This window comes from Roseococcus sp. YIM B11640 (assembly GCF_049727625.1).
Classification (GTDB): Bacteria; Pseudomonadota; Alphaproteobacteria; order Acetobacterales; family Acetobacteraceae; genus Roseococcus.
In genome coordinates this window covers 635,020-652,365 of the sequence record NZ_JBBJOZ010000001.1, presented here as the reverse complement: position 1 = coordinate 652,365, position 17,346 = coordinate 635,020, and the positions used below count along the sequence as shown (strand labels likewise).

The 17,346-nt window shown below is 70.6% G+C and carries 18 protein-coding genes; 11 read left to right on the top strand and 7 right to left on the bottom strand.

All coding sequences use genetic code 11. The features are described 5' to 3' along the window. The 3 genes from WJM96_RS03305 to WJM96_RS03295 form a co-directional block, all read right to left on the bottom strand. Positions 1 to 1,323, bottom strand: coding sequence for an aspartate aminotransferase family protein (locus WJM96_RS03305; RefSeq protein WP_424810996.1), 1,323 nt, complete (start codon positions 1,321 to 1,323; stop codon positions 1 to 3). 76 nt (positions 1,324 to 1,399) lie between these two features. Further along, positions 1,400 to 2,599: an alpha/beta fold hydrolase gene (locus WJM96_RS03300; protein WP_424810995.1), complete on the bottom strand. Its 1,200-nt coding sequence runs from the start codon at positions 2,597 to 2,599 to the stop codon at positions 1,400 to 1,402. Beyond that, positions 2,599 to 3,843, bottom strand: coding sequence for an ABC transporter substrate-binding protein (locus WJM96_RS03295; protein ID WP_424810994.1), 1,245 nt, complete (start codon positions 3,841 to 3,843; stop codon positions 2,599 to 2,601). Before WJM96_RS03295 ends, WJM96_RS03300 begins: the two co-directional genes overlap by 1 nt. Before the next feature lie 110 nt (positions 3,844 to 3,953). Here WJM96_RS03295 and WJM96_RS03290 point away from each other — a divergent pair, with 110 nt between their 5' ends. The 7 genes from WJM96_RS03290 to WJM96_RS03260 all read left to right on the top strand — a co-directional run bounded on the left by WJM96_RS03290 (position 3,954) and on the right by WJM96_RS03260 (position 9,855). After that, the gene (locus WJM96_RS03290; protein ID WP_424810993.1) at positions 3,954 to 5,390 is read left to right on the top strand and encodes a lactate utilization protein B; all 1,437 of its coding nucleotides are present in this window, start codon (positions 3,954 to 3,956) and stop codon (positions 5,388 to 5,390) included. Beyond that, positions 5,387 to 6,091, top strand: coding sequence for a LutC/YkgG family protein (locus WJM96_RS03285; protein WP_424810992.1), 705 nt, complete (start codon positions 5,387 to 5,389; stop codon positions 6,089 to 6,091). The genes WJM96_RS03290 and WJM96_RS03285 overlap by 4 nt, the downstream gene beginning before the upstream one ends. Positions 6,092 to 6,260: 169 nt before the next feature. Continuing rightward, positions 6,261 to 6,788: a Smr/MutS family protein gene (locus tag WJM96_RS03280; protein WP_424810991.1), complete on the top strand. Its 528-nt coding sequence runs from the start codon at positions 6,261 to 6,263 to the stop codon at positions 6,786 to 6,788. Continuing rightward, positions 6,785 to 7,144: a helix-turn-helix domain-containing protein gene (locus WJM96_RS03275; RefSeq protein ID WP_424810990.1), complete on the top strand. Its 360-nt coding sequence runs from the start codon at positions 6,785 to 6,787 to the stop codon at positions 7,142 to 7,144. The genes WJM96_RS03280 and WJM96_RS03275 overlap by 4 nt, the downstream gene beginning before the upstream one ends. Positions 7,145 to 7,236: 92 nt before the next feature. Next, entirely contained in the window at positions 7,237 to 7,986 is a 750-nt protein-coding gene (locus WJM96_RS03270; RefSeq protein ID WP_424810989.1) for an electron transfer flavoprotein subunit beta/FixA family protein, read from the top strand. Position 7,987: 1 nt separating this feature from the next. After that, complete coding sequence (locus WJM96_RS03265) at positions 7,988 to 8,926, top strand: electron transfer flavoprotein subunit alpha/FixB family protein (RefSeq protein ID WP_424810988.1); 939 nt, start codon at positions 7,988 to 7,990, stop codon at positions 8,924 to 8,926. Beyond that, entirely contained in the window at positions 8,926 to 9,855 is a 930-nt protein-coding gene (locus WJM96_RS03260; RefSeq protein ID WP_424810987.1) for a 3-hydroxybutyryl-CoA dehydrogenase, read from the top strand. The genes WJM96_RS03265 and WJM96_RS03260 overlap by 1 nt, the downstream gene beginning before the upstream one ends. 71 nt (positions 9,856 to 9,926) lie before the next feature. On the opposite strand, the gene WJM96_RS03255 is transcribed toward WJM96_RS03260, so the two are convergent. From WJM96_RS03255 to WJM96_RS03240, 4 genes are all read right to left on the bottom strand, one after another. Next, positions 9,927 to 10,499, bottom strand: a complete 573-nt coding sequence (locus WJM96_RS03255) for a hypothetical protein (RefSeq protein ID WP_424810986.1) — start codon at positions 10,497 to 10,499, stop codon at positions 9,927 to 9,929. Between the two features lie 133 nt (positions 10,500 to 10,632). Continuing rightward, positions 10,633 to 11,178 (bottom strand): cob(I)yrinic acid a,c-diamide adenosyltransferase, encoded by a 546-nt coding sequence (locus WJM96_RS03250; RefSeq protein WP_424810985.1) that lies wholly within the window; start codon positions 11,176 to 11,178, stop codon positions 10,633 to 10,635. A 4-nt stretch (positions 11,179 to 11,182) separates the two neighbouring features. Beyond that, a complete protein-coding gene (locus tag WJM96_RS03245) occupies positions 11,183 to 11,998 on the bottom strand; it encodes an energy transducer TonB (RefSeq protein ID WP_424810984.1) in 816 nt (271 codons plus the stop codon). Between the two features lie 53 nt (positions 11,999 to 12,051). Continuing rightward, positions 12,052 to 12,939, bottom strand: a complete 888-nt coding sequence (locus WJM96_RS03240; protein WP_424810983.1) for a cation diffusion facilitator family transporter — start codon at positions 12,937 to 12,939, stop codon at positions 12,052 to 12,054. Between the two features lie 132 nt (positions 12,940 to 13,071). On the opposite strand from WJM96_RS03240, the gene WJM96_RS03235 reads away from it, so the two are divergent. From WJM96_RS03235 to WJM96_RS03220, 4 genes are read left to right on the top strand one after another with little or no spacing between them, the layout of a single operon-like run. Further along, a complete protein-coding gene (locus WJM96_RS03235; RefSeq protein WP_424810982.1) occupies positions 13,072 to 14,211 on the top strand; it encodes an ABC transporter ATP-binding protein in 1,140 nt (379 codons plus the stop codon). After that, the gene (locus WJM96_RS03230) at positions 14,204 to 15,133 is read left to right on the top strand and encodes a carbohydrate ABC transporter permease (protein ID WP_424810981.1); all 930 of its coding nucleotides are present in this window, start codon (positions 14,204 to 14,206) and stop codon (positions 15,131 to 15,133) included. Before WJM96_RS03235 ends, WJM96_RS03230 begins: the two co-directional genes overlap by 8 nt. Continuing rightward, positions 15,126 to 15,962 (top strand): carbohydrate ABC transporter permease, encoded by an 837-nt coding sequence (locus WJM96_RS03225; RefSeq protein ID WP_424810980.1) that lies wholly within the window; start codon positions 15,126 to 15,128, stop codon positions 15,960 to 15,962. Before WJM96_RS03230 ends, WJM96_RS03225 begins: the two co-directional genes overlap by 8 nt. A gap of 4 nt (positions 15,963 to 15,966) precedes the next feature. Further along, the gene (locus WJM96_RS03220; protein ID WP_424810979.1) at positions 15,967 to 17,265 is read left to right on the top strand and encodes an ABC transporter substrate-binding protein; all 1,299 of its coding nucleotides are present in this window, start codon (positions 15,967 to 15,969) and stop codon (positions 17,263 to 17,265) included. The last annotated feature ends 81 nt before the right edge of the window (positions 17,266 to 17,346 follow it).

The following is a 17,346-nucleotide window of genomic DNA, read 5'->3' as shown; positions in this document are numbered from 1 at the left end:
TTACGCCGCTTCCTTGTGGATCGCGTCCGCCAGCGTCGTGAAGATGCGGTCCACGTGCGACTTCTCGACGATCAGCGGCGGGCTGAGCGCGACGATGTCGCCCGTGACGCGCACCAGCAGCCCGTCGTCGAAGCAGCGGCGGAAGACCTGCGTGGCCCGGTCGCCCGGCTTGCCCTCGCGCGACTTCAGCTCGATGCCCGCGATGATGCCGTAGTTGCGGATGTCGACCACGTTCGGCGCGGACTTCAGCGAGTGCGTCGCCTCCTCCCAATACGGCTCCATCGCCTTGGCGCGGCCCGGAAGGTCCTCGCGCACATGGATGTCGATGGTGGCGATCGCGGCGGCCGCGGCCAGCGGGTGGCCCGAATAGGTGTAGCCGTGGAAGAACTCGATGCCGCCCGCGACGCCGTTCACGATGGTGTCGTAGATCTCGTCGCTCACCGCGACGGCGCCCATCGGCACGGCAGCGTTGGTGAGGCCCTTGGCCATGGTGATGATGTCGGGGATCACGCCGAGGCGCTCGGCACCGAAATGATTGCCGACGCGGCCGAAGCCGGTGATGACCTCGTCAAAGATCAGCAGGATGCCGTGCTTGGTGCAGAGCTCCCGCAGGCGCTCCAGATAGCCGACCGGCGGCACCAGCACGCCCGTGGAGCCCGCGACCGGCTCGACCATGACGGCGGCGATGGTGTCGCCATGGATGCTGACCATCCGCTCCAGCTCGTCGGCGAGGTAGGCGCCGTTGGCGGGCTGGCCCTTGGAGAAGAGGTTCTGGCCCGGCAGGTGCGTGCTCGGCAGATGGTCCACATAGGGGAGCATGGCGCCGAACTGCTTGCGGTTGCCGCCGATGCCGCCCACCGACATGCCGCCGAAGCCCACGCCGTGATAGCCGCGCTCACGCCCGATCAGGCGGACGCGCTGGGCCTGGCCGCGCGCCTTCTGGTAGGCGAGCGCGATCTTGAGCGCGGTGTCGTCGCTCTCCGAGCCGGAATTGGTGAAGAAGACGCGGTCCATGCCCTTGGGCGTCAGGTCCGCCACGCGGGCCGCGGCCTCGAAGGCCAGCGGGTGGCCGAGCTGGAAGGTCGGCGCGAAGTCGAGGATGGCGGCCTGCTTCTGGATGGCCTCGGTGATCTCGCGGCGGCCATGGCCGGCATTGCTGCACCAGAGCCCGGCCGTGCCGTCCAGGACTTCCTTGCCCTCGGGGGTGTAGTACGACATGCCCTCGGCGCGCGCGAGCAGGCGCGGGTGGGACTTGAAGTACTTGTTGTCCGAGAAAGGCATGAAGTAGGCGTCCAGGTTGTTCGGACGCGAGATCTCGTTCATCGGCGGGGTCCTGTCGTGCAGGCCCGCAGGTTAGCCCCGTCCGGCCGGATTGTCGTCAGCCCGGACGGGGTAAGTTTTACCCCCGGGCCGCGAAATTCTCCAGAACGGGCAGCAGATGGGGCCGGAGCGCGCCGTAATCCTCGCTCATGGGAAAGTGGCCGAGGCCCTCCATGATCCGGGCCTGCGCCCCCGGAATGGCGGCGGCGGTGGCCAGCGTGTCCTCCGGGCGGCAGGAATAGTCGTGCTCGCCGGTCAGCAGGTGGACCGGGCATTTCGCGGTATCGATCCGCGCCAGCAGGGGGCGGAGGTCGCCCTCCTCCTTGTAGAAATGCAGGTCGCCCCGGAAGACGCCCGGCCCGCCCTGCATGTAGTGCCAGAGCGTCTCGTGCCGGTCGGCATCGGGCGCCGTGGGCGCGATGAGGCCCGAGACGGCCGAGGCGCAGACCGCGCCGCCATGCACCTGGGGGTGATGCAGCATGGTCGTGTCGTAATAGGGGTGCACGAAGGCGCTGCCCTGCAGGCCGATCACGCCCCGCAGCTCCGCCGCATGGCGGGCCGCCAGGTCCAGCACGATGCGCCCGCCGATGGAGCAGCCCATGACCACCGGCCGCTCGGCCCCCAGGGCTGCCGACAGCGCCATGGCGAAGCCGGTATAGGCGGCGGTGGTGAGGCGGTATTCCTCGCGCTCCCAGCCCGGCGGCGGCGAGGACTTGCCGTGCCAGGGCATGTCGGGCGCGATGCAGCGGAAGCGCCGCGTCACCTCCGGGTCGTTCAGCAGATGCCGCCACTGCCGGGCATCGGAGCCCGCCGTGTGCAGCAGCAGCAGGGGGATGCCCTGCCCCGCCTCCTCGATGAAGACGCGGTGCGGGCGGCCCGCCAGCTCCATGTTGAAATAGCGGCCGGTGACGGCGTCGTAGCCCGGCTGGAGGGCGTGCGTCGCTCCCGCCGGCCGGGACGGCTTCGCGAAAGCCGCCTTGAACCAGGGCAGGTAGGCGAAGAAGAGGCGCGTATCGCCCTCGATCGCCACCGCCCCGTGGCGCCGGAGCGCCATCAGGTCCCCCCAGCGCGGCGGCGGCGGATCGGCGCGGAATTTCTGCCAGCCCTCCTCCGTGAAGCGCAGCGCGATGTCGTAGCGCGCCATCACGCCCGCGGGCTCGGCCGCCACCACGGCGCCATCGGCCACGGTGAAGCGGCTGGCCTGGCCGCCGGCCTCGACCAGCACCACGGCATCGAGGTCCCGGCCCAGCCGCCGGTCGGAGAAGCCCGCGAGCGGCATCAGCCGCGAACCAGCGGGCAGCCGCCCTCGGCCATCGGCCGGAAGGACTGCTCGGGCGGCACCGATTGCAGCAGCTTGAAGTAGTCCCACGCGCCGCGGCTCTCCGAGGGCGCCTTCACCTGGAAGAGGTGCATGGAGTGGATCTTGCGCCCATCCGCGCGGACCGTGCCCCGGCCGAAGAGCGGGTCGTCCGTCGGCATCTCCTTCATCCGGCGCACCACCGCCGCGCCGTCGGCCTTGCCTTGCGCCGCGCCCAGCGAGGCGATGGATTTCAGGTAGTGCATCGTCGCGGAATAGCCGCCGGCGTGGATCATGCCCGGGCGCTGGCCGCCGCGCTCGCGCGCGAAGCGCTCCGCGAACGCGCGGGTGCCGTCGTTCATGTCCCAGTAGAAGCTCTCGGTCACCAGCAGGCCCTGGGCGGATTCCAGCCCCAGCGCGTGCACGTCGTTGATCTGGGTGAGCATGGCCGCGATCCGCATGCCGCGCCGGGTCAGGCCGAACTCGGCGGCCTGCTTGATGCTGTTCACCGCATCCGCGCCCGCATTGGCAAGGCCCAGCACCTTCGCCCGGCTCGCCTGGGCCTGCACGAGGAAGGAGCTGAAATCCGCGGTGCCCGGGAAGGGATGCCGCACGGAGCCGACGATGCGCCCGCCCGCCGCTGTCACGAAGGCGCTGGTATCGCGCTCCAGCGAATGGCCGAAGGCATAGTCGGCCGTCAGGAAGAACCAGGTGTCGCCGCCCACCTGCACCGTCGCCGTGCCCAGCGCATGCGCCAGCGACCAGCTGTCGTAGACCCAGTGGACATGGTTGGGGCTGCAATTGCGGCCCGAGAGGTCGCTCGACGCCGGGCCGGTGAAGAGCGCGACCTTGTTCTTCTCCTTCATGATGTCGATGAGGTTCAGCGCCAGCGCGCTCATGGGCACGTCCAGCACCGCGTCCACGCCCTGCGTGTCGATCCAGGAGCGCGCGATCTGCGAGCCGACATCCACCTTGTTCTGCGCATCCGCGCTCAGCACCTCCACCCGGATGTCCGGGTGGGCCTTCATGAAATCCTCCGCCGCGAGGCGGGTGCCGGCCAGGCTGCCGGGGCCGGTATTGCCGGCATAGGGGCCGGCCATGTCGCTCAGCACGCCGATGCGGATGGTCGCGGACTGCGCCCGCACGATGGCGGGCGCGGCCACCGACATCAGCGGCAGGGCAAGCGGAAGGCCGAGCGCGGCGCGGCGGCCGGGCATGAGGGTCATTGGAACGTCCTCAGAAGCTTGATTTGTACGGACGTTGCCATGCGCTAACCCCTTTGCCCAGAGGACCGCTGGGCTAATATGGAAACCCCTCAGCCCCGGAATCGCGCCTCGTGCTCACCACCTCGCCCCAGTTCAAGGAGAATGCGCGCCGCGCCATGGCCGATCCCGGCCTGCAGAAGGCGCTGGGCACCGCCAAGGGCGCCTTCCTCCAGCGCCGCGCCGCCGCGGTGGAGCGCCTGCCGGAATTCGAGCAGCTGCGGAACATCGGGCGCGACATCAAGAACCACACGCTCGCGAACCTCGACTTCTACCTCGAGACCTTCGCCGGCAATGTCGAGCGCGCGGGCGGCCAGGTGCACTGGTGCAGCACGCCCGAGGAAGCGCGCGCCGCCGTGCTGAAGATCTGCCAGGACGCGGGTGCCCGGACGGTCACCAAGGGCAAGTCGATGATCTCCGAGGAGCTCGGGATCAACGACCACCTGGAGCGCCACGGCATCGCGCCGATCGAGACCGACCTCGGCGAGTACATCATCCAGCTCCGCAAGGAGACGCCGTCCCACATCATCGCGCCCGCCTTCCACCTCAATGTCGAGGATTGGGAGGAGAGCTTCCGGAAGATGCACACGGACCTGCCGAAGGACCGCGTCTTCCACGAGCGCCGCGACATCCTCACCGAGGCGCGCTCCCGCCTGCGGGACAAGTTCCTTGCCGCCGATGTCGGCATCACGGGCGCGAACTTCCTGATCGCGGAGACCGGCAGCAGCGTCATCGTCACGAACGAGGGCAATGGCGACCTGACGCAGACGCTGCCGCGCGTGCACATCGCGCTCGCCAGCATCGAGAAGATGGTGCCGACGCTCGAGGACGCGACCTCGCTGCTGCGGCTGCTCGCGCGCTCGGCGACCGGGCAGGATTTCTCGGTCTACACCACCTTCAGCACCGGCGTGCGGCGCGAGGGCGATCTCGACGGGCCGCAGGAGTACCATGTCGTGCTGATCGACGGCGGCCGCTCCAACATGATCGGCACCGAGTTCCAGGAGATGCTGCGCTGCATCCGCTGCGCGGCCTGCATGAACCATTGCCCGGTCTATGGCGCCGTCGGCGGGCATGCCTATGGCTGGGTCTATCCCGGCCCCATGGGCTCGGTGCTCACGCCCTCGCTGATCGGCGTGGAGAAGAGCGGGCTGCTGCCCAATGCCAGCACCTTCTGCGGCCGCTGCGAAAGCGTCTGCCCGGTGAAGATCCCGCTGCCCAACCTCATGCGCCACTGGCGCGAGAACGAGTTCGAGCGGCACCTCACGCCCTCGACTCTCAGGAGCAATCTCGGCCTCTGGGCCTGGTTCGCGAAGCGGCCATGGATGTACCGCATGGCCTCGCGTTTGGGCATCGGCACGCTTGGCCTGCTGGGGCGCAGCAAGGGCGCCTTCAGGTCGCTGCCCTTCGCCGGCAGCTGGACCGAGGGGCGCGACCTGCCGGTGCCCGAGCGCGGCGGCACCTTCATGGCGCAGTACAGGAAACGGCAGCGCGAGCCGGGGCGGCGCCGATGAGCAAGAAAGCCATCCTGGGCTCCATCCGCCGCGGCCTGCGCCGCGGCGAGCTGCCGGAGGACCAGAAGGAAATGCTGCGCGCCCGCATGGCCGCGCCGCCCCGCCACCTGATCCCGGCCCGCTCGCGCGTCTCGCGGCCGGAGCAGATCGCGCTCTTCATCCGCAACGTCGAGAAGGAGTTCGGCAGCGTCGAGCGCATCCCCTCGCTGGAGGCGCTGCCCGGCGCGGTGGCCGACTACCTCGCCGCGCAGAACCTGCCGCCGCGCTTCGCCATGGCGCCGAATCCCGAGCTGGAGGGAGCCGGCTGGGCCAGCCGCCCCATGCTGCAGTTCGAGGCGCGGCGCGGCGAGCCGACCGACCTCGTGAGCCTGCAATCCGCCTTCGCCGGCATCGCCGAGACCGGCACGCTCATGCTGCCGTCGGATCCCGTTCGGCCCACCACGCTGAACCTCCTGCCGGACGTCGCGATGGTGCTGGTCCGCGCCTCGCGCATCACCGGCGCCTACGAGGAAGCCTGGGACCTGCTGCGGGCCGAGCGGCGCGACCCCATGACCGGCGGCTTCATGCCGCGCAACGTCATGCTGGTCACCGGCCCCTCGCGCAGCGCCGACATCGAGCAGACGCTCGAACTCGGCGCGCATGGGCCGCGCATGCTGCACGTTCTGATCCTGGACGACGATCCCGAGGCGGCCCATGCCTGATGCTGATGTCCGCTCCGCGGACCGGGGGCCGCGCGTGCTGCACGTTCTGATCCTGGACGACGATCCCGAGGCGGCCCATGCCTGATGCTGATGTCCGCTCCGCGGACCGGGGGCCGCGCATGCTGCACGTCCTGATCCTGGACGACGACCTGGCCGCGCTCGCCGGATCGTGAGGCGGCGGGGTCTCTCCGCCGAGGACCAGGCGCTCTGGGCCGCCGTCGCGCGCAGCATCCGCCCCCTGCCCGGCCGCAAGCTGCCGGAGCTGGCCGATGTGCCGGAGGCCATGCCGGTCCCGGAGCGCGCCCCTGCGCCCGCCCCGGCCAAGCCCGTCGCCCGCGCGCGCCTGCCGGCGGCCGAGGTCGCGGTTGGCACCCAGCCCTCGGGCCTCGATGCCCGTCGCTGGCGGGACCTCCGCCGCGGCGACATGCGGCCCGAGCGCAAGCTGGACCTGCACGGCATGACCGCCGCCCGCGCACATCAGGAGGTGGAGCGCTTCCTCCGCGCCTCCCAGGCCGAGGGGCTGCGGGTGGTGTGCATCGTCACCGGCAAGGGCAGCCACACGGAGGGCGGCATCCTGCGCCGCGAGCTGCCGCACTGGCTGAACGCGCCGGGGCTGCGCCCGCTGATCCTCGCCGCCGCGCATCCGCACAAGGCCAATGCGGGGGCGGTGCACCTCCTGCTACGACGGGCGCGATGACGCCCTTCGGCCAAAGATTGCGCGCCCTGCGCGAGCAGCAGGGCATCTCCCTGACGGAGCTGGCGCACGCGCTGCACGTCTCGCCCGCCTATCTCTCGGCGCTGGAGCACGGCAAGCGAGGGCGGCCCTCGGCCGGGCTGATCCACCAGGTGAACGAGCATTTCGGCCTGATCTGGGACGATGCGGAGGAACTGGTGCGCCTCGCCCGCCTCTCCCACCCCCGGGTGGTGGTGGACACCTCCGGTCTCAGCCCCGGGGCGACGGAGCTGGCCAACCGGCTCTCTCGGCTTATCCGGGACCTGCCGGAAAAACGGGTCCGCGAATTGCTGGCCTTGCTCGACGCGCCCCCGGAATAAGGTCCGGCCCAGGCCCCGCTTGCCCTCCACCCGACCGATAGGTAGGTTCCAGCCGGTTTTCACGGCAGTGCAGCAAAAGAGGCGTCAGGGAAATGAAGCTCCTGGTCCCGGTCAAGCGGGTGGTCGATTACAACGTCAAGGTCCGCGTCAAGGCGGACAACACCGGCGTTGAGACTGCGAACGTCAAGATGTCGATGAACCCCTTCGACGAGATCGCCGTCGAAGAGGCCGTCCGCCTCAAGGAAAAGGGTGTCGCGACCGAGATCGTCGCCGTCTCCGCCGGCCCCGCCGCGGCCTCCGAGCAGATCCGCACCGCCCTCGCCATGGGCGCCGACCGCGGCATCCTGATCGAGCATGATGGCGTGCTGGAGCCCATCGCGGTCGCCAAGCTGCTCAAGGCCCTGGTCGAGAAGGAATCGCCGGACCTGGTGATCCTCGGCAAGCAGGCCATCGACGACGACATGAGCGCCACGGGCCAGATGCTCGCCGCCCTGCTCGGCTGGTCGCAGGCGACCTTCGCCAGCAAGGTCGAGATCGCCGACGGCTTCGCCACCGTGACGCGCGAGGTCGATGGCGGCCTCGAGACCGTCAAGGTCAAGCTGCCGGCCGTGGTCAGCGCGGACCTGCGCCTCAACGAGCCGCGCTACGCCTCGCTGCCCAACATCATGAAGGCGCGCAAGAAGCCCATCGACAACGTGAAGCCCGCCGATCTCGGCGTGGACGTCACGCCGCGCCTGACGGTGCTGAAGGTGGAGGAGCCCGCGAAGCGCCAGGCCGGCGCCAAGGTGGGTTCGGTCCAGGAGCTGGTGGCCAAGCTCCGCAACGAAGCGAAGGTGATCTGAGATGTCCGTCCTCCTTCTCGCCGACCACGACGGCGCGGCCGTCTCCCAGCCCACCCGCAGCACCATCGCCGCCGCCGCCAAGCTCGGCGACGTGCATGTGCTGGTCCTCGGCGACGGCGCGGCCGAGGCCGCGAAGTCGGCGGCTTCGGTCCCCGGCGTCGCCAAGGTGCTGGTGGCCGACGACGCCTCCCTGGCCAAGCGCCTGGCCGAGCCGGTCGCGGCCCTGCTGGTGAGCCTCGCGCCGAACTATTCCCACCTGCTGGCCCCGGCCTCGGCCGCCGGCAAGAACGTGATGCCGCGCGTCGCCGCCCTCCTGGACGTGCAGCCCATCAGCGACATCTCGGGCGTGGTGGACGCCGACACCTTCGTGCGCCCGATCTACGCGGGCAACGCGATGGCCACGGTGAAGAGCGCCGATGCCAAGAAGGTGCTGACGGTCCGCGCCGCCAGCTTCGACCCCGCGCCCGCCACCGGCGGCTCCGCGCCGATCGAGAGCGTGGCGGCCGTGGCCGACCCCGGCCTGTCCAGCTTCGTGGGCGCCGAGGTCAGCAAGTCCGAGCGTCCGGAGCTGACGGCGGCCCGCGTGGTCGTCTCCGGCGGCCGCGCCATGGGCTCCTCCGAGAACTTCCACCTGATCGAGGCCGTGGCCGACAAGCTCGGCGCCGCCGTGGGCGCGTCCCGCGCGGCCGTCGATGCGGGCTATGCGCCCAACGACCACCAGGTGGGCCAGACCGGCAAGATCGTCGCGCCGGAGCTGTACATCGCCGTCGGCATCTCGGGCGCCATCCAGCACCTGGCCGGCATGAAGGACAGCAAGGTCATCGTCGCCATCAACAAGGACGAGGAAGCGCCGATCTTCCAGGTGGCCGACTACGGTCTGGTGGGTGACCTCTTCAAGGTCCTGCCGGAGCTCGAGGCCGAGCTGGGCAAGCCCGCCTGATGTCGATCCACCTCGCTCACCGTTCCGACCTGCCCGAGGCGCCGCTCGAGGTGCCGGAGATCCGGTCCCTCGGCATCATCGGCGCGGGCCAGATGGGCAACGGAATCGCGCATGTCAGCGCGCTCGCCGGCCTGCCGGTGACGATGGTGGACATCAGCAAGGACGCGCTGGACCGGGCGATGACCACCATCGCCCGGAACATGGAGCGCCAGATCGGCCGCAAGCTGATCTCGGAAGAGCAGCGCGACGAGGCGCTGGAGCGCATCACGACCAGCACCGACTACGCCTCCTTCGGCCAGGCCGACTTCGTGATCGAGGCGGCCACCGAGAAGGAGGCCATCAAGCACGAGGTGTTCAAGGCGCTCTGCCCGCACCTCAAGCCCGAGGCGATGCTGGCTTCCAACACCAGCTCCATCTCGATCACGCGCCTCGCCGCCGGCACCGACCGGCCGGAGCGCTTCATCGGCATGCACTTCATGAACCCGGTTCCGGTCATGAAGCTGGTGGAGATCATCCGCGGCATCGCCACCAACGAGCCGACCTTCCGGGCCGTCGAGGCGCTGGCCCGGAAGCTTGGCAAGCAGACGGCGACGGCGCAGGACTACCCGGCCTTCATCGTGAACCGCATCCTGGTCCCGATGGTGAACGAGGCGGTCTACGCGCTCTACGAGGGCGTGGGCGACGTCCGCAGCATCGACACCGCGATGAAGCTCGGCGCCAACCACCCGATGGGGCCGCTGGAGCTCGCGGATTTCATCGGGCTGGATACCTGCCTCTCGGTCATGCAGGTGCTCTATGACGGGCTGTCGGACAGCAAGTACCGGCCCTGCCCGCTGCTGGTGAAGTATGTCGAGGCCGGCTGGCACGGCCGCAAGACCGGCAAGGGCTTCTACGACTACAGCCAGGACCCCCCGGCGCCTACGCGCTGAGGAAAGGCCGCCTCTGGCGGCCTTTTTTATGCCCTCGGGCGCCGGGCCACAGGCTCGCCATCCGCAAGGCCTCAGCCCCAGCCCTGGAAGGTGCTGTAGGCCGAGCGGAAGTGGTCGTTGCCCTTCAGCCATTCGTCCGCGCTGCGGCTGATCAGCGGGTTCCGCAGCATCAGCGTGGCGTGCCAGTCGAAGACGTAGGTCTTCTTGTCATGCGTCTGCACCGCCGTCGCGCTGTGATAGGCGATGACGTGGTTGCTCGCGTCCGTCGGCGAGGGCTCCCGGTCCAAGCGCCAGGAATCCGCGATCCAGTGCGAAAGCGTCCCGCGCTTGATGCCTGCGAGGATCGCGCGCTTCGTCACGTCCGCGATGTTCGTGCAGGCCTGATCCTCGCCCACCTTGGTCCACTCGTCGCGCCACGCCTTGGTTCTCTCCGGCGTCATGCGGAAGAAGCGGGTGATGTCCATCGCCGTATCCGCGATGCCCTCGCCGGTCATGTTGACCAGGTTGCGGAAACCGCCCGCCCCGCGCTGCGCGACGGACCAGCCGGACACCACCGGGATGAACTTGCGGCACTCGGCATCCGCCGCGACGACCTCGATCACCGAGGCGGCAATGGAACGCGTCATGGATTGCGCGTAGCTCACCGTATCCCTCCAAATATGCAAAAGCATGCTGTTGGAGGGGTCCAGGCGAGGGCAAGCGGCCTCTTGCATCACCGCCACCGGGGCGTGCGTTCAGGGAGACTCCGTCTCGCCCTCTGAAACGAGTGACCGAAAGTTAACCTCCGGGCACCCAGAGCACGTCCCCCGCGCCATTCCCGTTGAAGCGGCGCGACAGGACGAAGAGGTGGTCCGACGCGCGGTTGAGCCAGCGCACGGCCTCCAGGTTCACCGGCTCCGCCGCCGCCAGCGCCACCACGGCACGCTCGGCCCGGCGCGCCACGGTGCGGGCGAGATGGGCATGGGCCGCCGCCGGCGTGCCGCCGGGCAGCACGAAGCTCCGCAGCGGCGGAATGGCGGCGTTCATCGCCTTCACCTCCCCCTCCAGCCGCAGGCACTGGGCCTCGGTGATCCGCAGCCCGCCCTCGGTCCCTGGCATGCAGAGATCGGCGCCGAGGTCGAAGAGGTCGTTCTGCATGCGCGCCAGCATGGCGTCCGCTTCCGCGTCCGCGTGCAGCCGCAGCAGGCCGAGGCAGGCGTTCAGCTCGTCCACCTCGCCGATGGCCTGGATACGCAGCGCGTCCTTGCGCAGCCGCGTGCCGTCGCCGAGCGAGGTCTCGCCGCCGTCGCCGCCGCGCGTGGTGATGATGTCGAGCCTGACCATGCGCTCACTGTAGCCGGAAATGGACGGTCGTGCGGATGGCGCCGGGCACGGCCATGCCATCGGCCGTGGCGGGGCGGAAGCGCCATTGCTCCACCGCGCGCAGCGCCGCCGCGTCGAGCCGGGGGAAGCCCGAACTGCGCGCCACCACGGCGCTGGTCACCCGGCCCTCGGCATTCACCGTAAGGTCGACCGCCACCGAGCCCTGCTCGTTCGCCAGCCGCGACGGCTCGGGATAGGCGGGGGCGGTGTTGCGATAGCGCGTGTCCGGCGAGGGCGGCGCGACGGCGCCGGTCACCCGGCCCTGGCCGCTGGCGCTGGGCGCGGTCTCGCCGCCCCGGCGCGCGTTGCGGCCCTGGGGCGGCGCGGGAGGGGGCGCGGGCGGCGGCCGCGGCAGCGCGGCCATCTCCGGCTCGGGCGGCCGCTCGTCGGGCGGCATGGGGGGTGGCGGGGGCGGCAGGGGCAGCGCCTGCCGCTCCTCCGCCGGCACGGGCGGCGCCACCGCGAGGTCCGGCGCGGGCGCCTCCAGCGGCGGGGCATCCGGCAGGGGCGGCGGCCCGGCCATGGGGGGTGGCGGAGGCGATGGCGGGGCGGGCGGCGCCGGCGGCGCCTCGGCCTGGCTTTGCGGCGCCTCGGCGCCCGGCGGCTCCCCCGGGGCCTCCGGCATGGCCTCTTCGCCCACCGCCTCGGAGGCCTGCTCGTCCCAGACCACCTCGACGCCGGTCTGCTGCGGCTCGGCCACCGGCTCGCGCCGCGCCCAGAGGGCCGCCGCGCCGAACAGGCCGGCATGGATCAGCAGCGAGGCCAGCAGCGCCCATCCCAAGGGGCTCGGGGCCGGCCCCAGCCTCTCCGGCGCCTGGCGGCGCCGCGCGCGCCTCACAGCACCAGCACCCCGCTGTGCTTCGCCTTGCCCTCGGGCTCGACATGGATGTGGATGACGGCGTCGCCGATCTCGGCGCGCAGCGCGGCCTCGATGCGGTCGCAGATGTCGTGCGCATCGACCACGCGCATCTCGCCCGGCACCACGAGGTGGAACTCGATGAAGGTCCAGCGCCCGGCCTGGCGAGTGCGGATGTCATGCGCCTCGATGGCGCCCTCGGCGGCCTGGGAGACGGTGTTGCGGATGCGGGAGAGCTGGTCCGGCGCCACGGCCTCGTCCATCAGCCCGCCCACGCTCTCGCGCACCAGCCGGACGCCGCTGAAGAGGATGTTGATGGCGGTGAGCCCCGCCAGCAGCGGGTCCAGCCAGAAATACCCTGTCGTCAGCGCCAGCGAGATGCCCGCCAGCACGCCGGCCGAGGTGACGACATCCGTCATCAGGTGGCGGCCATCGGCCAGCAGCGCCGGGGAGCGCAGCGCGCGGCCGGCCCGGAACAGCACCGCGCACCAGAGGGCGTTGAGCCCCGTGGCGATGATGGAGATCAGGATGCCCACGGCCGTCAGGTCCGGCACGCGCGGGCGCTGCCAGACGGACCAGACCTCGCTCAGGATCACGAAGGCCGCGACGAGGATGAGCGCGCCCTCGAGCACGGCCGAGAAATACTCGGCCTTGTCGTGCCCGTAGGGGTGGTTCGCATCCGCCGGCATGGCGGAGAAGCGCACGGCGACCAGCGCGGCGCCGGAGGCGGCGACGTTCACCACGCTTTCCAGCGCATCGGCGAAGAGGGCCACGCTGCCGGTCAGCCACCAGGCCCAGAGCTTCAGCCCCAGGACGACGATGGCGATGGCGACGCTCCCCGCCGCGAGATTCACGGCACGGCTCAAGTGATCTCCCCAAGCGGCTGAAGGAGCGGTCCCTCTAGCCGATTCCGCCGCCCAGGCGAAGCGCGCAGGGCGACATGGAAGCTTCACGAATCTGGCGCATCACCGCAACGGGAAGGTCCTAGTGGGCGGCGCATGGAACCTCCCTCGGACACCGGCGGCCTCTCGGTCGATCGGGTCGCGCTCACGATCGGCGGCAGCGCCATCCTGCGCGGCGTCTCGCTGCATGTGGCGCCCGGCGAGTTCGTGGCGCTGCTCGGCCCCTCGGGCTGCGGCAAGACGACGCTGATGCGGATCATCGCCGGCATCCAGCACGCCGATTCCGGCACGGTGCGCATCGGCGGGCGGAACGTTTCGGCCGCGCATCCGGCCGAGCGCGACGTGGCCATGGTGTTCCAGTCCTACGCGCTCTACCCGCACCTCACGGTCGCCGAGAACATCGCGGTGCCGCTCGCCATGCGTCGGATGAGCGCCTGGCAGCGCATCCCCCTGCTGGGCGGGGCGCTGCCCGGGACGCGCGCGGCGCGCGAGGCCATCACGCGGGATGTCGCGCGGGTCGCGGCGCCGCTCGGGCTTTCCCACCTGCTGGACCGCCGGCCGGGCCAGCTTTCCGGCGGGCAGCGGCAGCGCGTGGCGCTGGCACGCGCCGTCATCCGCTCCCCCGGCGCCTTCCTGATGGACGAGCCGCTTTCCAACCTCGACGCCGCCCTGCGGGTGACGATGCGGCGCGAGATCGTCGAGGTCCATCGCCGCGTCGGCGCCGCGACCCTCTACGTGACGCACGACCAGTCCGAGGCGCTGACCATGGCGGACCGGATCGCGGTGATGCAGGCCGGCGAGATCCTGCAGGTGGCGAGCCCCGAGGTCATCTACCGCGACCCCGCCGACCTGCGCGTCGCGAGCTTCATCGGCAGCCCGCGGATCAACCTGCTGGAGGTCACGGCCGAGGAATCCGGGCGGCTGCTTCTAGAGGGCACCCGGACCGGCCTCTCCACCCCGCTCCGCGGCCCGGCGACGCTGGGCATCCGCCCCGAGGACTGGCGCCTGGACGGCACGGGCATCGAGGCGCGCGTCGAGCATGCCGAATTCCTGGGCGACCACACGCTGCTGCACCTGCGCCTCGGCGCCGCGCCGGTCACGATGCGCGCCGCGCCCAGCCTGCGCCCGGTGACGGGCGAGGCGCTGCGCCTTTCCTTCGACCCGGCGCGCGCGCTGCTCTTCGGCGCGGACGGGAAGCGGGCCGCGCTCGCGGCGCGGGAGCCGGCGCGTGCCTGACACGGGATTCGTCATGCCCGTCGCGGTGGAGATCCCGGCGCCCCGCCGCCGCGGCGAGGCGCTGGGCGCCTGGCTGCTGACGCTGCCGGCCGCCATCGCCTTCGTGCTGCTCCTGCTGCTGCCCACTCTGGCCGCGCTCACCATGGCCTTCACGGATTTCGAGCTCGGCACCTGGCCGCCGCATTTCATCGGCTTCGAGAATTTCTCCGAGCTCTTCTGGGAGGATCGCGGCTTCCGGCAGTCCTTCGCCAACACGCTGATCTATGTGGGGCTGGTGGCGCCCGCCTCGGTCGCGCTCGGTCTGAGCTTCGCGCTGCTGATCGAGGCCGGGACGCGCGGGCGTGCCTTCTTCCGCGCGGTGTTCTTCCTGCCGGTCGTCTCGCTCACCGTCGCGATGGCCTCGGCGTGGCAGTATCTGCTGCACCCGACCATCGGGCCGCTCAACTCGCTGCTGCGCAGCCTCGGCATCGCGGGTCCGGCCTGGCTCTCCTCCTCCGACACGGTGCTGATCTCGCTCGCCGCCATCGGCGTGTGGGAGAATGCGGGCTTCAACATGGTGCTCTTCATGGCGGGCCTCACCGCCATCCCGCGCGAACTGCGCGAGGCCGCCTCGGTGGACGGCGCGCGCAGCGGCTGGTCGCGCTTCTGGCTCGTCACCTGGCCGCTGCTCGGGCCCACCACGCTCTTCGTCGTGACCATCACGCTGATCCGCAGCATCCGCGTCTTCGACACAGTAGCGGTGCTCACGCGCGGCGGCCCGAACCGCGCCTCGGAAACGCTGCTCTACACCATGTACACCGAGGGCTTCACCTTCCTGCGCCTGGGCTACTCGGCCGCCATCACGCTGGTCTTCCTCGCGATCGTGCTGATGCTGATGCTGCTGCAGACGCGGGTTCTCGACAGGCGCGTCCATTATGGATGAGCGCCGCCCCCTGCTGCGGGACCTGCCGCGCCTCGGCCTGCTGGGCCTGCTCGGCCTGCTGATGCTGGCGCCCTATATCTGGATGCTCTCGGCCTCGCTGAAGCCGACGGACGAGATCTTCCGCGCGAACCTCTCGCTCATCCCCGAGCATTGGGCCGCGATCGAGAATTACGGCCGCGTCTTCGGCCAGGTTCCCGTCGGGCGCTACCTGCTGAACGGTGTCATCGTCTGCGGCGGCATCCTGGTCTTCCAGCTGCTTTTCGCCATTCCCGCCGGATACGCGCTGGCCAAGCTGCGCTTCGCGGGGCGCGAATGGATCTTCGGCGCGGTGATGTTCGGCCTGCTGGTGCCGCCCCATGTGCAGGCGCTGCCGCTCTACGCGGGGCTCTCCGCGCTCGGCATGCTCGACACCTATGCGGCGCTGATCCTGCCCTCGACCATCTCGGTCTTCGCCATCTTCCTCTTCCGCCAGTTCTTCCGCTCCCTGCCGGACGACCTGATCCACGCCGCGCGGCTGGATGGCATGAGCGAGGGCGCCATCGTCTGGCGCGTGGCATTGCCCAACGCCTGGCCTGCCGCGACCGCCTTCGCGATCTTCTCGGTCGTCGCGCATTGGAACGATCTCTTCTGGCCGCTCATCGTCGTGCAGGGACACGCGCATGCCACGCCCGCGCTCGGCGTCATGTACTTCCGCACCGACGAGGCCGGGGACGACTTCGCCGCCCTGATGGCCGCCAGCGCGATTATGACCGCGCCCCTCGTCCTCGCCTTCCTCTTCGCGCAGCGCCGCTTCGTGGAAGGCATCGCCACCACCGGCCTCAAGGGATGAGGCCATGAACCGGGAGACCACCGCCATGATCGACCGCCGTACCCTGCATCTCGCCGCGGCCTCCGCCGCGCTCTTCGCGCCCCGCGTGCTGCGCGCCCAGCCGGTGACGGAGATCACCGTCCACTACGCGCAGCCGGTGATCTACAAGGAGGCCTACGACGCCATCACGGCCGAGTTCGCGAAGCGCGAGCCGAACATCCGCATCAACTACGTCACCACCGTGAACTACGAGGAGGGCATGCAGCTCATCCTCCGCCAGGCGGCGACGGGCAGCATGCCGGACCTCTCCTACCAGGGCTTCAACCGCCTGCGCCTCTTCGCCGAGCGCGGCATCGCGCAGGACCTGGCGCCGCTGCTGGCGCGCGAGGGCGATCCCGCGCAGCACGGCTACTCGCCGCAGATGCTGGCGCTGGGCCATTTCGGCGGCATCCAGTCGGGCCTGGCCTTCGCGGCCTCCAACCCGATCTGCTTCTACAACCCCGATCTCGTCCGCCGCGCCGGCGGCAACCCCGATGCGCTGCCGACCGACTGGGACGGCATCATCGCGCTCTCGGCGAAGATCAAGGCGCTGGGCGACGGCATCGAGGGCATGCACTACGCCTGGTCGAGCGACGACTGGATGTTCTCGGCGCTGCTCTTCGGCCATGGCGGCCGCATGCTGACGGAGGACGAGCGCGACATCGCCTTCGCCGGGCCCGAGGGGCTCGCCTCGCTCGTGCTGCTGGACCGCATGGTGAAGGAGGGCGGCATGGCCAACCTCTCGCGCGACGCGGCGGCGCAGGCCTTCGCGGCGGGCAAGATGGGCCTGTTCTTCTGGACGACGGCGATGATCCGCGGCTCGCTCCAGCAGGTCGGCCGCAACTTCCAGCTCCGCACGACCGGCATGCCCATCATCGACGCGCAGAAGGGCCGCCTGCCCACGGGCGGCGCCGCCGGCATGCTCATCACCAAGGAAGGCCCCAGGCACGAGGCGGCGTGGAAGTTCCTGCGCTTCTCGACGAGCCCCGAGGGCACCTCGCTGATGGCGCGCAACACCGGCTACGTGCCGACCAACCAGCTCGCGATCGACGAGGACAAGTATCTCGGCGAGTTCTACCGGCAGAACCCGCTCTACGTTCCCGCGACGCAGCAGATGGCGATCAGCATTCCGTGGTACGCCTTCCCGGGCGCCAACTCGGTGCGCGTGACGCAGAGCGTCGTGAACAATTCCGGCCGCATCGTCGAGCAGCGCGCCACGCCGCAGCAGGCGCTGGCGGACATGGCCACGGAAGTGCGACGCCTCCTCCCCCGCCCCAGGGGATGAGCGCGGGCTTCTCCGTCCCCCTACGAGTATAAGGAATCCGGCCCTGCGGCCGGATTCTTCGTTGAACCCCTGATGGAAACC

Coding starts and splice junctions, on each gene's coding strand:
- WJM96_RS03305 (WP_424810996.1), bottom strand. CDS start 1,323: ATGAACGAGATCTCGCGTCCGAACAACCTGGACGCCTACTTCATGCCT.
- WJM96_RS03300 (WP_424810995.1), bottom strand. CDS start 2,599: ATGCCGCTCGCGGGCTTCTCCGACCGGCGGCTGGGCCGGGACCTCGAT.
- WJM96_RS03295 (WP_424810994.1), bottom strand. CDS start 3,843: ATGACCCTCATGCCCGGCCGCCGCGCCGCGCTCGGCCTTCCGCTTGCC.
- WJM96_RS03285 (WP_424810992.1), top strand. CDS start 5,387: ATGAGCAAGAAAGCCATCCTGGGCTCCATCCGCCGCGGCCTGCGCCGC.
- WJM96_RS03275 (WP_424810990.1), top strand. CDS start 6,785: ATGACGCCCTTCGGCCAAAGATTGCGCGCCCTGCGCGAGCAGCAGGGC.
- WJM96_RS03270 (WP_424810989.1), top strand. CDS start 7,237: ATGAAGCTCCTGGTCCCGGTCAAGCGGGTGGTCGATTACAACGTCAAG.
- WJM96_RS03265 (WP_424810988.1), top strand. CDS start 7,988: ATGTCCGTCCTCCTTCTCGCCGACCACGACGGCGCGGCCGTCTCCCAG.
- WJM96_RS03260 (WP_424810987.1), top strand. CDS start 8,926: ATGTCGATCCACCTCGCTCACCGTTCCGACCTGCCCGAGGCGCCGCTC.
- WJM96_RS03250 (WP_424810985.1), bottom strand. CDS start 11,178: ATGGTCAGGCTCGACATCATCACCACGCGCGGCGGCGACGGCGGCGAG.
- WJM96_RS03235 (WP_424810982.1), top strand. CDS start 13,072: ATGGAACCTCCCTCGGACACCGGCGGCCTCTCGGTCGATCGGGTCGCG.
- WJM96_RS03225 (WP_424810980.1), top strand. CDS start 15,126: ATGGATGAGCGCCGCCCCCTGCTGCGGGACCTGCCGCGCCTCGGCCTG.
- WJM96_RS03220 (WP_424810979.1), top strand. CDS start 15,967: ATGAACCGGGAGACCACCGCCATGATCGACCGCCGTACCCTGCATCTC.